18 protein-coding genes are annotated in these 20,417 nt (G+C 42.2%); 17 read left to right on the top strand and 1 reads right to left on the bottom strand.

The features are described 5' to 3' along the window. The first annotated feature begins 425 nt into the window (after positions 1-425). The 5 genes from G496_RS0111120 to G496_RS0111140 all read left to right on the top strand — a co-directional run bounded on the left by G496_RS0111120 (position 426) and on the right by G496_RS0111140 (position 6,753). Entirely contained in the window at positions 426-1,205 is a 780-nt protein-coding gene (locus tag G496_RS0111120) for an N-acyl homoserine lactonase family protein (protein WP_027179359.1), read from the top strand. Positions 1,206-1,271: 66 nt separating this feature from the next. Continuing rightward, positions 1,272-2,426: an iron-containing alcohol dehydrogenase gene (locus tag G496_RS0111125; RefSeq protein WP_027179360.1), complete on the top strand. Its 1,155-nt coding sequence runs from the start codon at positions 1,272-1,274 to the stop codon at positions 2,424-2,426. A gap of 111 nt (positions 2,427-2,537) precedes the next feature. Continuing rightward, positions 2,538-5,192, top strand: a complete 2,655-nt coding sequence (locus tag G496_RS0111130) for a molybdopterin-dependent oxidoreductase (RefSeq protein WP_027179361.1) — start codon at positions 2,538-2,540, stop codon at positions 5,190-5,192. An 83-nt stretch (positions 5,193-5,275) separates the two neighbouring features. Then, on the top strand, positions 5,276-5,614 hold the full coding sequence (locus G496_RS0111135; RefSeq protein ID WP_034633065.1) for a TusE/DsrC/DsvC family sulfur relay protein: 339 nt from the start codon (positions 5,276-5,278) through the stop codon (positions 5,612-5,614). After that, positions 5,611-6,753, top strand: a complete 1,143-nt coding sequence (locus tag G496_RS0111140) for an aminotransferase class V-fold PLP-dependent enzyme (protein WP_027179363.1) — start codon at positions 5,611-5,613, stop codon at positions 6,751-6,753. Before G496_RS0111135 ends, G496_RS0111140 begins: the two co-directional genes overlap by 4 nt. Positions 6,754-6,857: 104 nt before the next feature. Here the strand turns inward: G496_RS0111140 and G496_RS0111145 are convergent, their stop codons facing one another. Next, positions 6,858-7,955, bottom strand: a complete 1,098-nt coding sequence (locus tag G496_RS0111145) for a glycosyltransferase (RefSeq protein WP_027179364.1) — start codon at positions 7,953-7,955, stop codon at positions 6,858-6,860. Between the two features lie 290 nt (positions 7,956-8,245). Here G496_RS0111145 and G496_RS0111150 point away from each other — a divergent pair, with 290 nt between their 5' ends. From G496_RS0111150 to G496_RS0111205, 12 genes are read left to right on the top strand one after another with little or no spacing between them, the layout of a single operon-like run. Beyond that, entirely contained in the window at positions 8,246-8,617 is a 372-nt protein-coding gene (locus G496_RS0111150; protein WP_027179365.1) for a type IV pilus modification PilV family protein, read from the top strand. A 23-nt stretch (positions 8,618-8,640) separates the two neighbouring features. Continuing rightward, positions 8,641-9,777 (top strand): glycosyltransferase, encoded by a 1,137-nt coding sequence (locus tag G496_RS0111155; protein ID WP_027179366.1) that lies wholly within the window; start codon positions 8,641-8,643, stop codon positions 9,775-9,777. Next, positions 9,774-10,679, top strand: coding sequence for an alpha/beta fold hydrolase (locus G496_RS0111160; protein WP_027179367.1), 906 nt, complete (start codon positions 9,774-9,776; stop codon positions 10,677-10,679). Before G496_RS0111155 ends, G496_RS0111160 begins: the two co-directional genes overlap by 4 nt. Beyond that, complete coding sequence (locus tag G496_RS0111165) at positions 10,680-11,339, top strand: PulJ/GspJ family protein (RefSeq protein WP_027179368.1); 660 nt, start codon at positions 10,680-10,682, stop codon at positions 11,337-11,339. Between the two features lie 13 nt (positions 11,340-11,352). Continuing rightward, a complete protein-coding gene (locus G496_RS0111170) occupies positions 11,353-12,387 on the top strand; it encodes a type II secretion system protein GspK (protein WP_156900637.1) in 1,035 nt (344 codons plus the stop codon). A gap of 8 nt (positions 12,388-12,395) precedes the next feature. Beyond that, positions 12,396-13,913, top strand: coding sequence for a PilN domain-containing protein (locus G496_RS0111175; protein ID WP_027179370.1), 1,518 nt, complete (start codon positions 12,396-12,398; stop codon positions 13,911-13,913). Positions 13,914-13,915: 2 nt separating this feature from the next. After that, positions 13,916-14,458: a hypothetical protein gene (locus G496_RS0111180; protein WP_027179371.1), complete on the top strand. Its 543-nt coding sequence runs from the start codon at positions 13,916-13,918 to the stop codon at positions 14,456-14,458. A 5-nt stretch (positions 14,459-14,463) separates the two neighbouring features. Beyond that, positions 14,464-16,164 carry an ExeA family protein gene (locus tag G496_RS0111185; RefSeq protein ID WP_027179372.1) on the top strand — a complete coding sequence of 567 codons (1,701 nt, stop codon included), beginning with the start codon at positions 14,464-14,466 and terminating at the stop codon, positions 16,162-16,164. A 26-nt stretch (positions 16,165-16,190) separates the two neighbouring features. Beyond that, positions 16,191-16,643, top strand: a complete 453-nt coding sequence (gene gspG / locus G496_RS0111190; protein ID WP_027179373.1) for a type II secretion system major pseudopilin GspG — start codon at positions 16,191-16,193, stop codon at positions 16,641-16,643. Further along, on the top strand, positions 16,627-17,106 hold the full coding sequence (locus G496_RS0111195) for a prepilin-type N-terminal cleavage/methylation domain-containing protein (RefSeq protein ID WP_027179374.1): 480 nt from the start codon (positions 16,627-16,629) through the stop codon (positions 17,104-17,106). Before gspG ends, G496_RS0111195 begins: the two co-directional genes overlap by 17 nt. Positions 17,107-17,122: 16 nt before the next feature. Continuing rightward, positions 17,123-18,121 (top strand): tetratricopeptide repeat protein, encoded by a 999-nt coding sequence (locus G496_RS0111200; RefSeq protein WP_027179375.1) that lies wholly within the window; start codon positions 17,123-17,125, stop codon positions 18,119-18,121. After that, positions 18,122-20,350, top strand: a complete 2,229-nt coding sequence (locus G496_RS0111205; protein WP_027179376.1) for a hypothetical protein — start codon at positions 18,122-18,124, stop codon at positions 20,348-20,350. Positions 20,351-20,417 lie beyond the last annotated feature (67 nt).

Here is a 20,417-nt window from a genome sequence, read left to right on the forward strand (position 1 = left end):
TAAAAGAATTATTAAAATAGATTATATAAATGTTGGCTGCTATGCATTACTGATATTCACAATGATTTATTTAAATTTATAATATCGTCTTTTTATCTTTTTACTGTCCCTAGTTTAGATAACTTGTGATGCTTTTTTGCATCACCATAACATCTAAAATCTATCTTAAAGTTATATATATTTCATTTTTTGTATTCATAACCAGCTATAAAATCAGAATATTACAATATTGTTTTATGAGATGCCAGTTCCAGGCACGGTTTTTGTTATAAATAAAAAAACGCGCGTTTTCTTAACCCTGTCTGAAACCTTTCATCGCGGTCAGTATTCCGCGGCATTCTGGCACAGACAGTGTTTCATGCTCAAGGGGACAGGAAGAGGCAAAAGATTTGCCCGTATGATTCAACTCGAACAGGAGGCATATAATGCGACTGTATATGTTTGAAGCTGGTGTCCTGAAAAGTCAGAAGCAATTTTTTACCCTCAATCAGGGATATGGAGATTCGTTTGATGTCCCTGTTCCCTTCTTTCTGATTGATCATCCTAAAGGAAAGGTTCTTTTTGATACTGGAAACGCGCTTGAAGTAGTAAATAATAAAGAAGAACACTGGGGTGGAATCCTCGGTGCTTATGATCCGGTGATGAGCGAGGATCAGTGGTGCGCCAACGCCATTAAAAAAGTAGGTGTTTCGCCTGAAGATATTTCTTATGTAATTCTTTCTCACCTGCATCTGGACCATGCCGGTGGTGTCGGACATTTCCCCAATGCCCGCTATGTTGTGCAACGTGATGAAATTAATTTTGCCTATACTCCTGATCCTTATATGAAAGCCGCTTATATCCGCAAAGATTTTGACAAGGACGTGGACTGGCTGATTCTGGAAGGATGGGAACAGGATCAGTTCGACCTTTTCGGAGACGGTGCAATCCAAATCTGGTTTACTCCGGGCCATACTCCGGGACATCAGTCAATTCTGGTGAATCTGCCTAACAGCGGGCCTATGTTTTTTGCAGCTGACGCCTGTTACACCCAGAGCAATCTTGAAAACGGAGTTTTGCCCGGACTTATGTGGAGCGCCGGTGAAACCGTCCGCAGCGTGGATCGCATGAGGTATCTTCAGGAAGCTCGCGGAGTGAAGATTGTTACCGGCCATGATCCTGAATCATGGAAAAGTGTCAAGCAGGCTCCAGAATATTACGACTAGTAAAATACAGGCAAAAATTAATAAACACCGCAATTTTCTATGCGGATTATATAAGGATTGAATTTCATGTCATACGAACTTTTCAGCACAACTCAGAGGGTGGCTTTTGCACAGGGCGCAGTTAATAATTTAGTTTCTGAAATCAAACGCTTAGGGGCTTCCAAACCCTGTATCATTACCGACCCCGGCCTGATGTCCACAGGACTTGTAGAGAAGGTGCAGAATATTCTTAAAGACGGCGGGTTGGAAAGCTGTCTGTACGGTAAAGTTCAGGCAGACCCTCCATACGAGCTTGTAGACCAGACTGTAGAGCTTGTTAAAAGTGAAGGAGCGGACTGTGTCATCGGTATTGGCGGAGGCTCGTCACTGGATATGGCCAAAGTTACTTCCGTGATGGTTAAAAATCCCGGATCTGTTTCCGATTATTTCGGTATTGATCTTATTAAAAACAAAGGCCTACCTCTTATTCTCATTCCTACAACCGCAGGAACAGGCAGCGAAGTCACTCCAATTGTCATTTTATCCGATGAAGGTGAGAAACTGAAAAAAGGAGTTGTAAGTCCGTATCTTTATCCTGACTGCGCACTCCTTGACCCGGAACTGACCATAGGACTTCCTCCTGCCGTGACCACTGCCACGGGTATGGATGCCTTGATTCATGCTGTGGAAGCTTATACCTCAAAAAATGCAACTCCCATGTCCGATATACTGGCAAAAGAAGCAATGCAGTTGATTTTTGGTAATCTGCGCAGTGCTTACGCTGATGGAACAAATGCCGAAGCCCGCGGAAATATGTTGCGCGGCAGTATGCTGGCCGGGATGGCCTTTGCAAATGCCGGAGTAACGGCAGTGCATGCTTTTGCTTATCCCATCGGAGCTGAATTCCATATTCCCCACGGTATAGCCAATACCATTATGCTGGTCCCCGTAATGCGTTTCAACATGCTTGGAAATCTGGAACGTTTCGCTGATCTTGCTGAAATATTCGGCCAGCCCACAGAAGGTTTAAGCACCCGTCAGGCCGCTTTAAAGGCTGTGGATTCATTGGCTGAACTGGCTGAAGATCTTAAAGTTCCCCAGCACCTTAAAGATTATGGTGTGAAGGAAGCCAACGTTCCTGAACTGGCTGAAGGTGTTTTAAAGGTTACCAGACTGCTGGCAAATAACCCCCGCAAGCTGGAACTGGCCGACGCTGAAGCTATCTACAGAGCCGCACTTTAGTTTTTCACTCTGTTTGCGACTTAACAGGATGCCCCGGCCTTTTAAGGCCGGAGGCATCATTCCCGGCGTATTTTGAAATATAAGCGAACCAGATATATCCAAGGAATTTTTATGAAACGAGTTACTCTTGAAATAAACGGCCTGACCAGACAGGTAGTGACAGATGAAGACAAAGTCCTGCTTGATCTGCTCCGTCACGACCTGCGTTTAACCGGGGCCAAACAGTCCTGTGACCGTAAAGGACAGTGTGGAGCCTGCACAGTCATTGTTGATGGAAAAGCGGCTTTGTCCTGTCTGACCAAAGTGAAAAATCTGGACGGAGCAAAAATAATAACCGCAGAAGGTTTAGGAACTCCTGATAATCCACATCTTATCCAACAGGCTTTTGTCCTTTCAGGAGCCATACAGTGCGGTTTCTGCACTCCGGGCATGATCATGGCAACTAAAGCGTTGCTTGATAAGAATTTGAACCCGACCAAGGAAGAAATTAAAAAGGCTCTTCGGCGCAACATCTGCCGTTGTACAGGGTATGTTAAAATTATCGAAGCAGTGCAGCTTGCCGCTAAGTTTCTACGTGGCGAGGCTACTCCTGAAGAATATACTCCGGCGGCCGATGCCCCGGCCATGGGAACATCGCATCCCCGGCGTTCTTCCATCCATAAGGCCTGTGGAACAGCTTATTTTACCGCTGATGTTCAAATCCCCGGTGCCTTGGAACTTGCTGTTCTGCGCAGCACTGTTCCCCATGCTGAAATTGTAAAGCTGGAGACCTCAGCCGCTGAAGCCATACCGGGAGTTGCCGGAGTTGTTACGGCTAAAGATATCAAAGGAACCAATATCCTGAAATATATTGAAGCGGACCGGCCTGTTCTGTGCCGCGACAAGGTTCATTATATAGGTGATCCCGTATGTATTGTTGCCGCAGAAACCAAAGCTCAGGCTGAAGCTGCGGTGAAAAAGATTGTTTTGGAGCTTAAGGAGCTTCCTGTTCTTGACGATCCTTATCAGGCCATGGATGAAGATAGTCTCAGAGTCCATCCTGAACGTAAAAACCTATGTTATGAACAGCCTCAAATAAAGGGCGACGCTGATAAAGCCCTTGAAGAATCCGCTGCTTCAATCGAAGCAACATTTAAGACTCAGACCAATCATCAGGCACCGCTGGAGCCGGAATCTACCGTAGCCTATTTTGAAGAGGATGAAGACGCCGAGCAGCCCAAGCTTGTGATTATGGGGCGGAGCATCAATATCCATTACCACATGGCTATGTTGCAGGAAGCTGTGGCCTGGGAAAATATGGCTTATATAGAAGCTTACTCCGGTGGACAGTTCGGCATCAGAATTGATGTTATTTCAGAAGGGATAGCCGCTGCGGCAGCTGTGCATTTTCAAAGGGCTGTTCGTTATATACCAAGCCTTACCGAGAGCATGCTGATGGCCTCAAAGCGTCATGCTTTCAATATGAAAGTAAAGCTTGCCGCGGATAAAAACGGCAGAATAACTGCTTATCATAATGATTTTGTTGTGGATAACGGGGCCTACTATTCTATCGGGCATGTAGTTATCTACCGGGCTTTGCTCATGCTTTCAGGTTCTTACAACATTCCGAATGTCAAAGCCCGGGCGCGTCTAGTTTATACCAACAATCCATGGGGCAGTGCCGCCAGAGGAGCAGGAGCTCCGCAGGCCAACTTTGCATTGGAATGCGCCGTGGATATGCTCGCGGCTGAAATGGGAATAGATCCTTTTGAATTCCGCATTATGAATTCACTCAAGCCGGGTGAGACAAAATCCACGGGGCAGGCTGTAACTGAATGGCCTTTCCCCGAGCTGATGGAAAAGATGCGTCCCCATTATGAGCGTGCTGTGGCTGAGGCAAAGGCTAAAAGCACCGCTACTGTATTAAGAGGTGTGGGAATAGGTACAGGTGCATTTGGAATAGGTGGTCCCAACGATGCCTCCGTAGTTGCTGTGGAGCTTGGAGCTGATGGGGAGTTGTCCATTTTTGCGGCGGCAGCTGATCCCGGAGAGGGAAATGAGTCCATGCTGTTGCAGCTTAGTGGAGCTTTCATGAACATGCCTCTTGGCAAAATCCATATTCACACCCGCAGCACAGAAAATACTGCTGCCAGCGGTCCTGCAGCAGGAAGTCGTATCACTTACATGATAGGCGGAGCATTGATCAACGGTCTGGAGCAGCTTAAGGCTGCTATGGATGAAACCGGAGCTTCAAATTCCAAAGAACTTGAAGCCGCAGGAAAACCATTCCGCTATTTAGGGCGTAAAAAGAATGAGGTCGGTCCTCTTGATCCTGAAACAGGTCAGGGACCATCATTTGAATCTCAGGTTCATGCCGTACAGATGGCGGAGATTGAAGTTGATACCGCAACCGGTGAAACCCGTATGATCAAAATGACTACTGCGGTTGATGCTGGTCCGGTTATTCATCCTGATAACCTTACAGGTCAGCTTGATGGTGGAATTGATATGGGTGTCGGGCTGGCTCTTCGGGAAAAATATGTTGCCGGAGAGACCAAAGACTGGGTTACTTTCAAGTTCCCCACAATTTCCAAAAGTTTTGATATGGAAACAATTCTTCAGGAAACACCCCGCCCTAAAGGTCCGCTTAAATGCACCGGTATCGGTGAAATGTGTCTTGTTCCGACAGCTCCTGCTGTTATCAACGCAATATTCAATGCTACCGGCGCGTGGGTCTGCGATCTCCCCGCTACCCCTGAAAAGTTGCTGGCTGCAATGAAAAAATAAAATCTGTTCCGTACTGCTTAACCAGAATCCATCACACGGGGCTGAATTTCAGCCCCGTGCAGTTAAAACAGGATATTTTAAAAATGAGCAAGGACGACAGAACCTCAACAGAAACTGTTATCGCCGGTTATTCCGTTGAATTTGATGATGAAGGCTATTTCATGGATGATACACAATGGAATGAGGAAGTCTGCAAAGTCCTATCTTTTAGAGAAGGTCTTGATGAAATGACTCCTGAGCATTGGCAGGTTCTTTATGCTTATAGAAATTTTTATGCATACAATGGCAGAGCTCCGTTAAATAAAGATCTCAAAAAAGACACCGGTATGAGTATAATGGCCATGGAGCGGCTTTTTCCGGGTGGACTTAAACATGGAGCCCGCAGATTATGCGGGTTGCCGAATCCAAAGACGTGCCAATGATATATCTAGATAATGCGGCAACTTCGTTTCCCAAAAATGAATCAGCCATACGTAACGCAGTTGATCAGTACCTTTCTCTCGGAGCTTCACCCGGCAGGGGTGGATATGACAAAGCTGTGGAAGCAGGGGAGCTGGTCACAAAAGTCCGTCAGAAAATTCTGGATTTTTTTGATGCTCCTCAGGGGAGCATGGTCTGCTTCGCTTCCAACGCTACAGATGCTCTGAATACCCTTATCCAAGGTCTGGCTGAACCGGGAACACATTTTTTGTCCACCAGACTTGAACACAATTCCGTATTACGCCCACTTCATTATATGGTTGCGAGGGGGGCAGAGTTTAATCTTATTGATTTTGATAAAGATGGTTACCTTTCTGTTGATAAAATAAAAAAGGGCTTACGCGCTCAAACAGAAGCTGTGATTGTGACTCATGCGTCAAATGTTTTGGGAACGGTTCAGCCTATAACTGACATCGGGCTTGAAATAAAAAAACATGGAGCGTTTTTCTGTGTAGATGCGTCACAGAGCGCAGGAGTGATTCCGATAAGCATGCGCAGGTCAAATATTTCTGCACTGGCTTTTACCGGGCATAAAAGCATTAAAGGGCCAACCGGAATTGGCGGGCTTGTTTTTACACCGGATCTTAATCTTAAGCCTTCACGTTTTGGTGGCAGTGGAGTTGATTCTGCAAACAGCTTTCAGCCTGATGAATACCCTGTCCGTCTGGAAGCAGGCACTCAGAATATGCTAGGCTTATTGGCTCTTTATAACTGTCTTACTGATCTTGATGAATTGGCAATGAATAATGATTTGAAATATGAAATGGATTTATTGCAACGGTTATATAAGGGGTTAAGTTCTTTACCTCAGGTTGAAATATATGGCTGTAGTGACTTTGATAGAAAAGTTCCGGTTTTAAGCTGCAACATAAAGAATCTGACAGCTTCAGATACAGGTGCTATTCTTGATGGTGATTTTGGAATTGCTGTCCGTACAGGTCTTCATTGCTCACCTTTAGTTCACAAAGTGCTGGGAACATATCCTGACGGGATGGTTAGATTCAGCATTGGCCCGGCTAATTCTGTTGCGGACATTGATGCCGCCATAGCGGCTTTTAGAGAAATTTGTTCAAATTTATAAAGGTGACTTAAAATTTGACTCTAATTTTACCTTTTGCAATGGCCATGAATGGGGGGAGGGCATATTGAATTAAGTTAACTGATCATAATCCCCAATATAATTAATTAGCTGTTGCTATTTTTGAATCCTACAGCTTCTTTCATTTTGCTGATAAAGTTTGCGGTATCAAAAAGTTTTGCCTGCTCTTCACAATTATTTTTTAACAGCAGAGCTAATGCCGGAGTCAGTTTTTCCACTGCGTTTATTATTTCTTCTGTTTCGGGAGCTATCAGAAATCCTGTCTGGCCGTGTTTTACGGTTTCCAGAATGCCGCCTTCCCTTGCGCCTATAACCGGCTTGCCGGCGGCCATTGATTCTACCGGACTTATGCCGAAATCCTCATCTCTTGGTATATAAATCGTAGCTATTGAATTTCCGGTTAATGCTATCAGCTCGGGGTAGCTGACCCAGCCCGTGAAATGGATATTTTCTGCATTTCCGGCAAGCTTCTTCAAATTATTCAGCTCCGCTCCACCTGAAGTCACAATAAGTTTTTTATCAGGCATCTTTTTAAATGCCGAAACAATAAGGTCGACCCTTTTATATTTTTCCAGCCGAGCTGTGGACAGGTAGTAGTCTCCCTGACTGATCCATTTGAAGCTTGAGGTTTCAACCGGAGGATTAATAACCTGAGCTTCAGAATTTAAATATTTTCTGATTCGCTGGCGCACGTTTTCAGAGTTGGCTATGACCAGATCCATCTGATTGAAGGCCAGCTCGTAATTTTTTCTTACGTATGAAGCCAGCATTCTGAACAGCGGTTTTGCAATGGGGGAAAGGCTGTTTAAATAATAGTCGTACAGGTCATAGGCGAATCTGGGAATGGTGTGGCAGTATAGAATTTTTTTACCTGAAAGCTGGTTATGCACAGCGCATGGAGCGTATGACCCGCTGTAAATGCCCAGTGTGCAGTTTTTTAAAAATTTTGTTTTTTTCTTAAAATTTCTAATCCCTTTTATTGCGTTCAGGGGCTGACATGTTCCAGCTTTGCCAAGCTCGATAATATTTTTTTTATTCAGTGATTCAAACTCGTCTTTGTTCACAAAATCAACGCAAATGCATGAATTATTAAAGGACTCCTGCAAAAGTAGTGTTGTTTTTTCAGCTCCACCCATACAGTATAGAAAATCGTATAGTATGCAGGAAGAATCTGTGCTTGGCATTGGGAATCCGTTTTTTAAATTTATATGTATTTTGAATCAGCGCACATAAATAGTTCATACTGCCCATTTATTCAAGGAAACCGGAACGCTCTGCCCTTAAAATATAATTTATCAACCTGTTCAGTGTAACATTTCAGTTAAACACGTCAGCCATACCGGATAGCTGCGATTTCTTTTATACTCATTTTCTATTATAGGAAGCCGAGGCTCTTTTGCACTGAAAGAATTTATTATGGTGTGAGTACAACTCTTTTCACTCTGATTGCTCTCTGAGGATTTAATTTAATTTTATGAGTTCTGATTCTAAAAAAAATGGATTTACTTTTCTGGAAGTGATGGCGGCTATAGTTATAATCGCCGTTATGGGACTCAGTTCCGTGCAGCTGATGAAAAACACTGATGATGAGTTTATCAACGTCAAAGCCACTCGCATTGCCTACGAACTGGCTCAGCAGAAACTCTACGAAATAGTTGAAGATCATAGCCTTAGACTCTATTCAGGAAACGATGGGTCGTTTGACGACGAGCAGTATGGAAAATATACATGGAATTCTAAAATGTTGAGTACTTCCATTGATCATGTCCGTATTCTAGAAGTTGAGGTTGTAAACGAAGAAGTGAATGTTCGTGGTGTGATGGATTATATGGTTTACATTAAATGATTCCGCAGGTTCAGAGAATATAGATGAACATTCTTAATTTATTGAAATATTTCCCACCGTATCCGGGAGGAATTGAAAACATCGCATGTGACCTTATTGAAGAGCTTGCAGCGCGTGGTGTGCAGGAAACCGTTTTAAGTCACGGTAGTTCCCCATATACCGGCAATAGCGATATCACTCAGATTCTTTCTCGAAATTATGGTGAATTTCTCTATACTCCTGTTTCTCCTTCCTTTCCGGTCAAGCTTCATAAAGCATTGAAACATGGAAAATATGATCTGATGCATATTCATCTTCCCAATGTTTCAGCCTTTTGGCCGTTGTTTATGAAAATCGATATTCCAATTGTTATTCACTGGCATTCCGATGTCCTTTTCCCCAGGGAGAAAAGATTGTGCCGGGCGGCATACACAGGATATGCCCTTTTTGAAAAAGCTCTGCTTAAAAAAGCTTCTGCTATTGTTCCTACCTCGGAAGCCTATATGGAATACAGCCGTCCTCTTAAAAATTTCAGGGATAAGTGCCGGGTTATACCTCTGGGTCTGAATTTTTCACGAATGACACCTGTATCCGATTTTGAAAAGGATCAGGCTAAAATCAAATGGTGTGGTACAGATGACTGTTTTCTGGTTGCCGCAGCAGGTAGATTTTCTCATTACAAGGGCTTTGAGCATCTGATTGATGCTGCCTCAAGCCTTGAAAATTGTGTTGTGGTCATTGCAGGAGATGGAGAGATGAGGGCAGAGCTGCTGCGCCGGGCTGAAAAAGCAGGTCTAGCTGGAAAGGTTGTGATGCCGGGAAGGCTGAGCGATCGTGATCTGCATCTGCTGATGGCTTCATGTGATGCCTTCTGCCTGCCGTCTGTGGAAAGAACGGAAGCTTTCGGAGTAGTTCTGCTTGAAGCCATGTTTTATGGAAAAGCACTGATAACTACGGATATTAAAGGTTCTGCGACCAGCTGGGTGAATCAGTCCGGTGAAACAGGGCTGGTTGTGCCGGTTAAAGACTCCGCTGCACTTGGCAAGGCAGTAAAACAATTACAGGAACATCCAGATAAAACGGTACAGATGGGGCTTGCAGGTCAAAAACGTTTGTATGAAAAATTTTCCATCGTCAGGACTGCTGATGGTTTTCATAATTTATATCAAGAGCTGCTGTGAAGAAAATATTAATAATTATAGTACCTTTATTGATTTTAGGTGTGATCCTTATCAGACCTGAAAAATCTCTTGATAGTGTTCTGCGGGCTTACTGGTCTTTTTACGGAGCCGGTTTTAAGCAGATAGAGACCAAAAGTTATTCTATTGGTTATTTTCACAGTGATAACGGCAATAGGGAAACTGTACTTCTGCTGCACGGGCTTGGAGGAAAAGCCGCCAGCAGCTGGTTTACAGTTCTCCCCGAGCTTTCAGAAAAGTATAATATTGTAGCTCCGGATTTGCTTCTGGCAAATCTGACCAATGGCAATATGCATAATTACACTCTGGAAGCTGATGAACATCTGGTTCTTGAACTGCTTGACAGCCTCAAAGTTAAAAAGGTTTCCATCGTTGGTCTTTCCGTAGGGGGCTGGCTGGCCGCAAAGCTGGCCATAGACAGACCTGATTTGTGCCGAAAGCTGGTGCTGATAGATTCCGCCGGACTGGATACTAGAGAGCTTATGGAATCCATTGCCGGGCATAAGTCCGACTTTGGCACATGGTTCTATGAGAATATTTTTTATCCGTCTCCGCCTGTTCCGGCATTTCTGGTAAAGCCTATGCTGAGCAAACTGGATAAACTTGGTCCTATGTGTAATGAATTACTGAAAAAAAATATGTTTGTATCGCAGGAACTTGAATCAGGACTTTCTGCCATAAAATGTCCGACACTTCTTATCTGGGGAGCTGAGGATAAAATTATCCCTCTAAAAACAGCTCATAAATTCAACAGGATGATTACAGGCTCGACCTTAAAAGTTATTAAAAACTGCGGGCATGCTTCGGTTTGGGACGGCAGGGACAAATTACCAGGTATTCTGGGTAGTTTCCTTGAAAAATCAGTAAGTTCGCAGGTGAAGTAGATGAAAGATTCTGCCACTAATAACGCTCAGGGCGGTTTTACCCTTCTGGAAATCCTACTGGCCATGGTCCTTTCCGTAATAGTCATTACAGCCATGTCCGGGATTTTCAGATCAGCTGTGGACAGCTCGATAGCCGTTAATTCAGAAGTGCGGATGAATCAGGAAGGCCGGGTGCTGATAAGCATCATGCAGAAGGATTTAAGTTCGGTGGCTTTAAGTGATTCGAAAAAAATTAAGTCTGATGATTCAAGACTTTACTTTAGAATGTCTGTGGGAGAAATATCCACAGAAGATTATTTTATGACTTTTGCTACGACAAATGACGTTTATAGTAAAAATTCGGATACTTACCCCATAAACTGGGTGAGATATAAGCTTGAGAAGGAAGAAAATGACTTGTACAGCTTTTACAGGATAAATAGACAATTTGCCTATCTATCAGGGCAGTGGCAGGTCCAAAGTTTAAAGCTTGCTGATAACATAGAATCATTTGAGACAAAAACTTCCGATGAGTTTTCTAATCTTACTGTCGAAAATAACCAGCTGAGGAGTCTTAAAACAATTGAAATAAGTTTTTCTATTCTGGAAAATGGCAGGACAAAAGATTACAGCCTTATAGTTCCTGTAAAACCATGTATTTTGACCCACAGCACTAATTAAGATTGAAGGTTTTATGAGTAGCAGGATGTTTTTCAATAATCACAAAGGCAGCGAAAAGGGGGCTGTTTTGTTGATTGTGCTCATTCTTATGGCCCTTGTTGCATCTATCGTTGCTGATATAATCAAAGCCTCCAGGTATGATTATTCAGGGGCGGCCTACTTAAAGAATTCCTATGTTGCCAACACTATTCTTGAATCTGCGGCAGACACGACCATCGCTATGTTTAAAGACAAGGTTTTAGGTGGCACGTTTACTGATTTTGAAAAATTTCGTAAAAACTACAGTAATATTTTAAAAACAATTTCAGGAGTAATGGATGCAGGAGAGCTTTCAGGAAAGATAGAAGATGAATCCAGTCGTCTGCCGATCAATATGCAAAGTAACAGTAACTCCACAAAGATAAAGAAAGTTCTTGTTTCGCTATTGTTTAACCTTTGTGAGGCGCACGATTTCGGGTCAGGTGATGATACACTGGATAATGCCAATGCATATGCCAACTCTATCTTATGCTGGATTGGTAATGGAACCCTGTGTAATAACGATAGAGATTATTATAGATCTCTCGACCCTGAATACGGGCTGTCAGGAAAGCATATTCAAAGTACAGATGAACTGCTTCTTATAAGGCGACCTGATAACTGGCTTGATGATGACGAGTTTATGGAACTTTATAATGGCTCTGGAAATATTCCCGGTCTTAAAGACCTTGTAACTCCATACAGCAAGGGGCCGATGAATATAAATACGTTGAAAAAAGAAATAGTAATGGCCTTGGTCCCTGTAGATCGTTCTCTGGATGAAAAGTTGGATTTTTATAGCGATTTGAACAGCGCAAGGCAGGGAAATAACAAGGCCGGATGGTTTTCTGTCTTTATGCAGAATCAGCCAGCTGAGTATAAAAAGAATTTGCCTGAACTGAGTTATGGCTCGGATACTGTCAGAGTGACAATTCGGTATAATAAAGGTATTTATAATTCTTCCCTTATGGAAATATTCAATGTTTCTTCATCAAGTAATTCTGTAAAGTATAAAAAGTATGGTTATTAGGTATTTGTATGAGCAATGAACGGCTCGCTGTTGATCTGAGTGATGGTGATCTGGTTATACTCGGGTCTGTAGGCAGTGGAAAAAATAAAGAATACAAGGAATCTTATATAAAAAAAATAGATTCCGATGAACCTTCTGTTATTGCAGACGAAGTTGCTGCATACATAGAGAGGGAAGCGATGCCTTCCCCTCAAATTATAATAGTTCTGGATAGCCGTTCAATTCTTATAAAGAGTTTTTTCTTTCCTTTTAAGGGCTCTGCCAGAATTGAATCCGCGCTGGATTTCGAGTTGGAAAATTCAATACCTGTAGATCTGGAGAGCCTTTATGTCGACTGGGGATATGGTGCGTCCAGAGACCGGGGTGCTTTTGTTGTTGCAGGATGCATTGAGAATGAAGTTGTGGAGAATTTTAAGAGCGCTTTTTTGGAAAAGGGGCTCAAGCTTGAAAATATTTATGAGGGAGCTGCTCCGCTTATCGGCTTTCTGGACAACCCGGATATAGAAAAAAATAAGGTTGTAATTGATTTAGGTAAAGAAAGATCGGCTATTTATTCTTTTGATGGTGAATTGCTGCAACATCGTGATGTGCTGTTACATGGTACCAATCTGGTGCTAAGTGATGCTGAAAATTCTGATGCTGCCAGCCGTCTGCTCTGTTCTTCTGATTTTTCCAGTGAAGAGCTTGGGGAAGAAGAAAAAAAGATAGTTGTATCTCTTAATAAGCTGATCTCCAGAATTAAAAGTTACATATACCTTTATTCCGAGAAAACAGGATTCATGCCTGATGTTGCCCTTATCTGCGGTCAGGGGGCAGAGATTACAGGTATAGAAGAACTTATCGGTAAGAGTCTGAATATTCGAACCGTGAGATTTATGCCGCATGATGTTTTGACTTTTTTTGAAGACAACCATGAAGCAGTAAGCTGTCTGAAGGCTTTCGGACTGTTGCAGAAAATTAAAGGTGATCGTCTGGAATTTTTAAATCTTGATTCTTCAGGTGATGACTCGGTTAAAGTCAGAGCTTTAAAATATTACCTTGGGTGGTGTGCGGTTCTGTTAATCAGCCTTTTTGTGTATTTTTCTGCAAATATTTATTATAAAAGCAGGATAGTAAGTAAAACTGAAGATCGTATAAACGCTATACTTTCTGAAAGTATTCCCGGTATTCAGAAAAATTTTTCGCATACTCAGCGGGTAAGTATTCTTACTTCCAGAATGAATAAATTGGAGCGCAAGCTCAAAAATAATTCAGGAGGTTCAGGGTCAGCTATTGAAGTCCTCAGGGTGGTTAATGCTGCTGTTGCTAAATCGCTCAAGGTGACTCTGGACGAATTGACGCTGGATTCCAAGAGACTCGCTCTCTCTGGTTCTGCTAATAATTTTAAGGACGTAGAATTGCTCAGGAATCAGTTAAACAAAACCGGTTTTTTTGATTCAGTAAGCATCAAAGGTGCCACCGCTGAAAAGAAAACCAAAAAAGTCAGATTTACAATTGAAATGCTGCGTAAAACTCTGGGGGTTTAGCTTTGTTTGATTCCTATCTTTCACTTTTTCGCACATATTATGAAAAAGCTGTTGCTTTTCTTAAAGAGAACAGAGTTGCAGGAATAGCACTGGTCGGCCTTTTCTTGATTCTTATCGTTCGTTTTGCGGTGATCCCGGTAATTCAAATGAATAAGGACATCAATTCGCAGGTTGATATAGTCGGCGGACATCTTGAACAGGTCGTCAAGCTTGCGGCGGAATATAAGAATCTGCAGAAAGCTGCCGGAACAGGAAATAAAGTAACTTCAGTGAACTTGTTTGCCCGGCTGGAAGATATAATAAGAACCCTTAAAATAACCAGAAATGTTGATTTTATGCGTCCATCCTCAAAAACGCTTGATGATGGAAGAATCGAAAAAGAGGTTTACGTTCGGTTCAAATCAATGTTGCAGAAGAGTTTTATCCCTTTTCTTTACAGTGCCGAGGTGGAGGGTGGAGTAGTCTCCGTGAAGCATCTACGAATAAAAAAGGATAAAAAAGGTCTCTTTGATATTGATATAATTTTTACCCAGATCAACGGTTGACGATTGTGCGTAAACTCTCTGAACTATTCAACTCATTCGGGGATTCTTCAACTGTTTTTTCTTTCTTCCCCTCAGAGAGTCATAAAAAAGCTGTCCACCGTATTGTTGTAGGCCTTGACTCCATGTGCGGTCTGGTCATGCTGACCGGCGAAATCGGCACCGGTAAAACAACCCTTTTTCGTTTTATACAGCGCCAGAAGACAGATAAATTTATTTATGCGGAGATAGGTAATCCTTTTCTTTCCCCTGTGGAGCAGGTCAGTCATTTTTGTAAAAGTTTCGGATTGGAATCTCCCAAGAGCCATCGGCACGGTCTTGCTCTGCTGACTGATTTTTTTGAAAAAATGCATAAGGAAGGCAAGCGTGTTGTTCTGATTTTTGATGAATCGCATCTGCTGACCAAAACTCATTGGGGCCAGATTCTTGTTTTTTCAAATCTGCGCGAAAACGATAAACCGCTCGTTCAAATTCTTCTTGTCGGGCAGACTGAGCTTGTTGAACGTTTGCGTGAGCCGGGCCTTGAGGCTCTTAACCAGCGTATCGGTATACGATGCCGGTTGTTGCCTCTAAGCCTTGAAGATACAAGTAATTATGTCCGCTTTAAGCTGGAAAAGTCGCAGGAACATGAAATTGAATTTACAAGCCGTGCGCTGACAGAGGTCTGGAAGTTGAGCGGCGGAGTACCGCGGCTGATTAACCATGCCTGCTCTCATCTTCTGGATCAGATTGTTTTTTCCGGGGATACCAGAATTACCCCTGATATGGTTCAGCAACTGGCCTCTGATGGAATGTACAGTAACCTGTTCAATTCAAAACCAAAAAACGAAGAAGAAAAAAAAGTTTCCCTGCTGCCCTGGATTCTGGCTGCTTTTCTGGCTGCCTGTGCTCTATTTGTATTTGTAGATCACCGAACCATAGAAAAGGCTCTTGATTTTTCAGGTGTAAGGGAAAAAGTTGCCAGTAATGAGATTCGCGGGTCTGTTGTAAATTCATCGCAGGCTGTTTCAAGTGCTGGTTCGGCAAATGGTTCGCAGAAAGAAAACAGAGCTTTTGAGGCGCAACAAAGTCTGAATAAAAATGTATCCGCTACTGCTGATGAGGCTTCCGGTGAAACTGGGAGTCTGAAAAGTCGTTCTACCGGGAATAATCAAAAAACTGGCAACGCTTCAACTGTTGAAAAGAAAGGTACTGCATCGAGTTCTGAACGAACTGATCGTAAATCCGAAGGTAATGATTCCGGAGTAAAAGCAGAAGATGGTTTGTCTGTAAAAAATATAGATACAAATATAAATGACCAGCACCTTAAAAATAACAATACTGACGATATGCAAAAGAGTGTTGCCGGAAAATTAAAAAAAAGTAATAAGGAGTCTGTTGATGCCGTAGAAAAAAATAATTTTGACGGCAGAGACATTTCTTCTGATAAGAACCTAACAAATTTAGATAGTGAAGACGGATATACAGATAGCAAAGGTGAAATTCTTGATGGAGAATCCGTGCCGGCAATAGCTTCAATTGCGATAGGTGCTGTTGCCTTCAGTGATAATCCCGGATCGCGTATTGCTGTATTGAATGATTCTGTAATGCATGAAGGCAGCTCGATTGGAAATATCAGGCTTGACCATATAGGCAAAGACGAGTTGATTTTTAGTCTTGGTAATAATAAATATCGGCGTGTATTTGGTGGTCAGGCTGATGATGAATAAACTGTATAATGTATTGGGGATATGCCGTGAATAAAAAAATAGACAGCTCTAAAAAGGGCGGATCAAGAGGTTTTACCCTGCTTGAGATGATGATTGTTATCGTTATTCTTGGAATTCTGGCCGGACTGGTTGCTCCGCAGCTGATGGACGAACCGCAGAAAGCCAGAGTTGTAAAAGCAAGAATTGAAATGGAAAATATTGAGACTGCACTTAAGAAATTTTATCTTGATAACGGTTACTATCCAAGCACTGAACAGGGACTTAAAGCTCTGGTCAGCAGGCCTTCTGTCGGACGTGTACCTAAAAGTTATCCGCCCAACGGATATTTAAATAAGGTTCCCAACGATCCGTGGCAGGGTGATTATATATACATTTCGCCAGGTGCAAACAGTCCTTTTGAACTGTATTCATACGGTGGAGACGGTAAGGAAGGCGGGTCAGGTAATAATGCGGACATCAAGAGTGAGGGAACAAGATAATTTAAAAGCTCAGGCGGGGTTTACCCTGTTTGAGCTTTTGGTTGTTATTTCCATAATGGCTGTTATGCTTGGGCTAACTGCCCCGGCTTTGAATCTTGATTCGGGCAGGGGCGAGTTTTCTGATTTTAAGAGTGTTATTATGGAAGGAGCTTCAGAAGCCCGTTATCTCGCAATGATTACGGGTAAGATGCAGACTCTTACCTTTGATGAAAATGGCAGAATCAGGGTTCGCCCTGCAGGATCTTTTAATGGTGAAATTCCTGATGATTATAGAATAATTTCTATGCAGACATCGGAAGGTGAGCGTTCGGGAGATTACCGTATACGTTTTTATCCAAGCGGGCTGGCAGAGAGCTGTGTTTTACATGTCGGACGTGATACAAAAGAATATTCTATTTATATTCCACCTGTGTCAGGTATTGAAGGACATATAGGCCGCATTAATTTAGCAGGGTTCCATTAAGGACCAATTAATTATTATGATGAATAGATTTTCAAAAGTTTTTGTGGTTATATGCATGGGAATGGTCCTCTGTGGTTGCGTGCACAAGACTAAAACCCTGCAGACCGGAACAGCTGAAACTCTTAGTGAAAAAGAAATACTCAGTCGTTCTGAATCTCAGAGAATTAAAGGTAATTATTCCGAGGCACTTAAAATAATCGATACTGCGATACAAAAAGGTGTTGAAACTCCTGATGTATTGAATGAAAAAGGTGCTTTGCTTCTTAAACAGAATAATCCTGAAGAGGCTCACAACTATTTTAAAAAGGCTTCTGCTGCTGCTCCTGGGCGAGATAAGTATTTGTATAATCAGGCTTATTCAGAAGTCTTGCTTGGTGAATACGATGAGGCTTTGTCAATTTATGAAACGATTCTGAAACAAAACAGAAAAGATGTTAAGGCATACTTCGGAAAGGGAGTTGTTTATACCTATCAAAAGGATTATGCGACTGCCGTGGCCTGCTTTTCTCAGGCGTTGAAACATAATAAAAATTATTTTCCGGCAGTTTATAACAGAGGCATCGCCAGACAGAGGCTTGGAGATTTTCAAGGCTCTCTAGAAGATTTTATGTATTGTATTAAAGGTGGTTATAAGCGGGCTGACTCGTTTTGCCATCTTGGAGTGAGCAGATATCTTATGGGTGATGATAAGTTGGCAATCACCCTGATATCAAAGGCAATCGATTTAAACAATGATCAATATGAGTTTTATTATAATCTTGGTGTTGTTTTTCTGCATAATTTAGATTATAAGCTAGCCATACAGAATTTCACGAAGGCTTTGGTCTTCAATGGAGATTTTGTTGAAGCTTATGTAAATAGAGGCGACGCATATATGCGTCTTGGATCCTATGATGAGGGTTCTCGGGATTTGCAGGTTGCCTGTAATCTAGGATCATGTGTTAAATTTAATCAATATAAGGCACTGGGTTCTCTCGTCGATTCAACTCTAACTCAGTCTGAAATGGGGGATTAAATGTTAAAACGGCATTTAATTATTGCAATTGTTTTTATGTTCCTGCTGGGCCTCTCCGGGTGTGGTTCCAGCGGTGGTAGCAGTTCTTCTGGAAGTGTCAGTGGTGGTACTGGAGGTCATCCCGTTGCAAATGGTACTATTGATGCCCTTAAATCCATCGATCTTGATCCTGAAATTGATGCAAACTGGATCAAAAATGTTGGAACTACCGGAACTGATGGAACTTATACCTTCTCTAAAAGCCAGCTTTCAGGTGCCACCTTCCCTGTAATGCTCAGGGTCAAAAAGGGTACTGGTTACATTCCTAACGATGGTAACGTAGATCAAATATTTCAAAGTGATCTTTTTGCGGTAATCAAAGAAGATTTTTCATCCAATATTACTGTGAACTTCACTTTGTTCTCCAGTCTGGAAACAAAGCTGCTCAAAAGTAAGGTAGATAGTGGTAAAGCAAATGATGATGCAGCAAAAGAAGCAAAAGATCAGACCTTAAACTTAATGAGTTCTTTGGGACTGGATACATCCAAATTTAACGATCCTCAGAAAGTTACAGTTTCCGATCCAGGTGTAATTCTGTCCCAGTCAACTCTCTGGAAAGGTGATGGTTTAGACCTTGATATGGATAAATCCGGAGCTGAATCTTCAAAAGTCTCCGATATTCTAGATAAGCTGGCTACCAAAATTCAGGATGGCGGCTCATCTTATGACGCTCTTAAAGAACTTGGTGCTCTTAGAGAAGCACTTAATAGTGATCCCACTAAAGAAGCAAATGCATTACAGAACTATATAACTGGTACTGTCGCAGATTCTCCAGATTATAAGGATATTCTTAAAATAGCTTATAATGGCATAGTTGAAGATGCTGATACTGCTATTGATGATGCTAAAGATGAAATCAAAGCTGAAGACAATGCAGCAGATACTATTGGATTATTTAAAATTAATTCTATTACTCCATACAACGCATACAGTAAAACTGACGGTTCAAGCCAGTATATGGTACAGAGTAATATGGATACAAGTGTAACTATCAGTTTTGAAGCTACAGCTGCAGACGGAAGCGGCCTTGAAGCAGCTTCCCTTTTTGTAGATAGTTCTGGTGGTGCTGTGGATAAAATTCCCAGTTCGACGGATATCAACAAAAAATCGTTCTCATTTAAAATAGAATATACTCATGATGTTCTTGAACCCGGCTACAATGAGAATATAGAAATTACTCTTACTAGTAAGAGCGGTAGCACTGCAACTCTGTATGTGCCGATGAGCGTTTACAGCGAAGTAGATAATCTTCCTTATAGCTTATCAATTTCCGCTAAGCATGATGGAAAAGATAAACGTCTGATTGACCTTAACTCTGAGGCCATAGCAGAAAGCTATATGATTGAAGCTGATGTTGAATCTACAGGAAGCTCTATTGACAGCGACTACTTTGTTAACTTCTATGCTCCTTCTGGACTGAAGTTTAAACTTGGCGAAGATAAACAGTCTAACTACATGCGTCCCATTGAGTCCGGAAGAGCTGAGTTGGATACGGTTCAGTTTGTTAATGCTACCACACTTAAAAATGGTAAGCGCGGACCTGTTAGAGCTGTAGTTTACAAATACAACGACAGCACAAAAACTTATGAAGCCTATGCTCCTGCAGTAGAAGCCCAGACACTTAAGGACTTCTACTCCACCAACGAGGGTGAAAATACTCTCGAAAAGATGGTCCTTGAAATTCAGCCGTTGGATAAAGATACGTCTACTAATTACAAGGGTTTCATCACCACCGATGTAAATGATACTGAGCTTGATCTGCACAATGATTACCAACTCAGGCTCACATTTGTCACCTGGGGTGGCGATGGCAGTATCGATGATATCCATGGTGAAACCTTTGACAAAACTACAGCCGGTGTAGATGGTAAGCATTTTTGGCTTGTTACCTCCAGTCTTTTAGGCGGATTCCATAAGGACACCCCTACGGTAACATACGACGGAAATGTTGATCTTGGAAATCTTGTTGCCGTATCTAGTGATGAATATGGTAACGGTGTTGCTGAATTCACCGCTGATAGTTCAACCTTCGATAAACTTGACGATGCCAATGCTCTTAAATACATGTTCAAGACCGGAAAAACATCCAACATTGATGAAATCAATGTTGAAATGTACGAAAGCGGTAGCACTAGCACAACTAACAGCTCCAGCCCTGTTATAATCAGGTATGTTGGAACAAATAGCTAGTTAGCTGTTTACCCCATTTAACTGATAATATATTAAGGGCCACACCCGCATGGATGTGGCCCTTAAT

The organism is Maridesulfovibrio bastinii DSM 16055, from assembly GCF_000429985.1.
GTDB classification, from domain to species: domain Bacteria; phylum Desulfobacterota; class Desulfovibrionia; order Desulfovibrionales; family Desulfovibrionaceae; genus Maridesulfovibrio; species Maridesulfovibrio bastinii.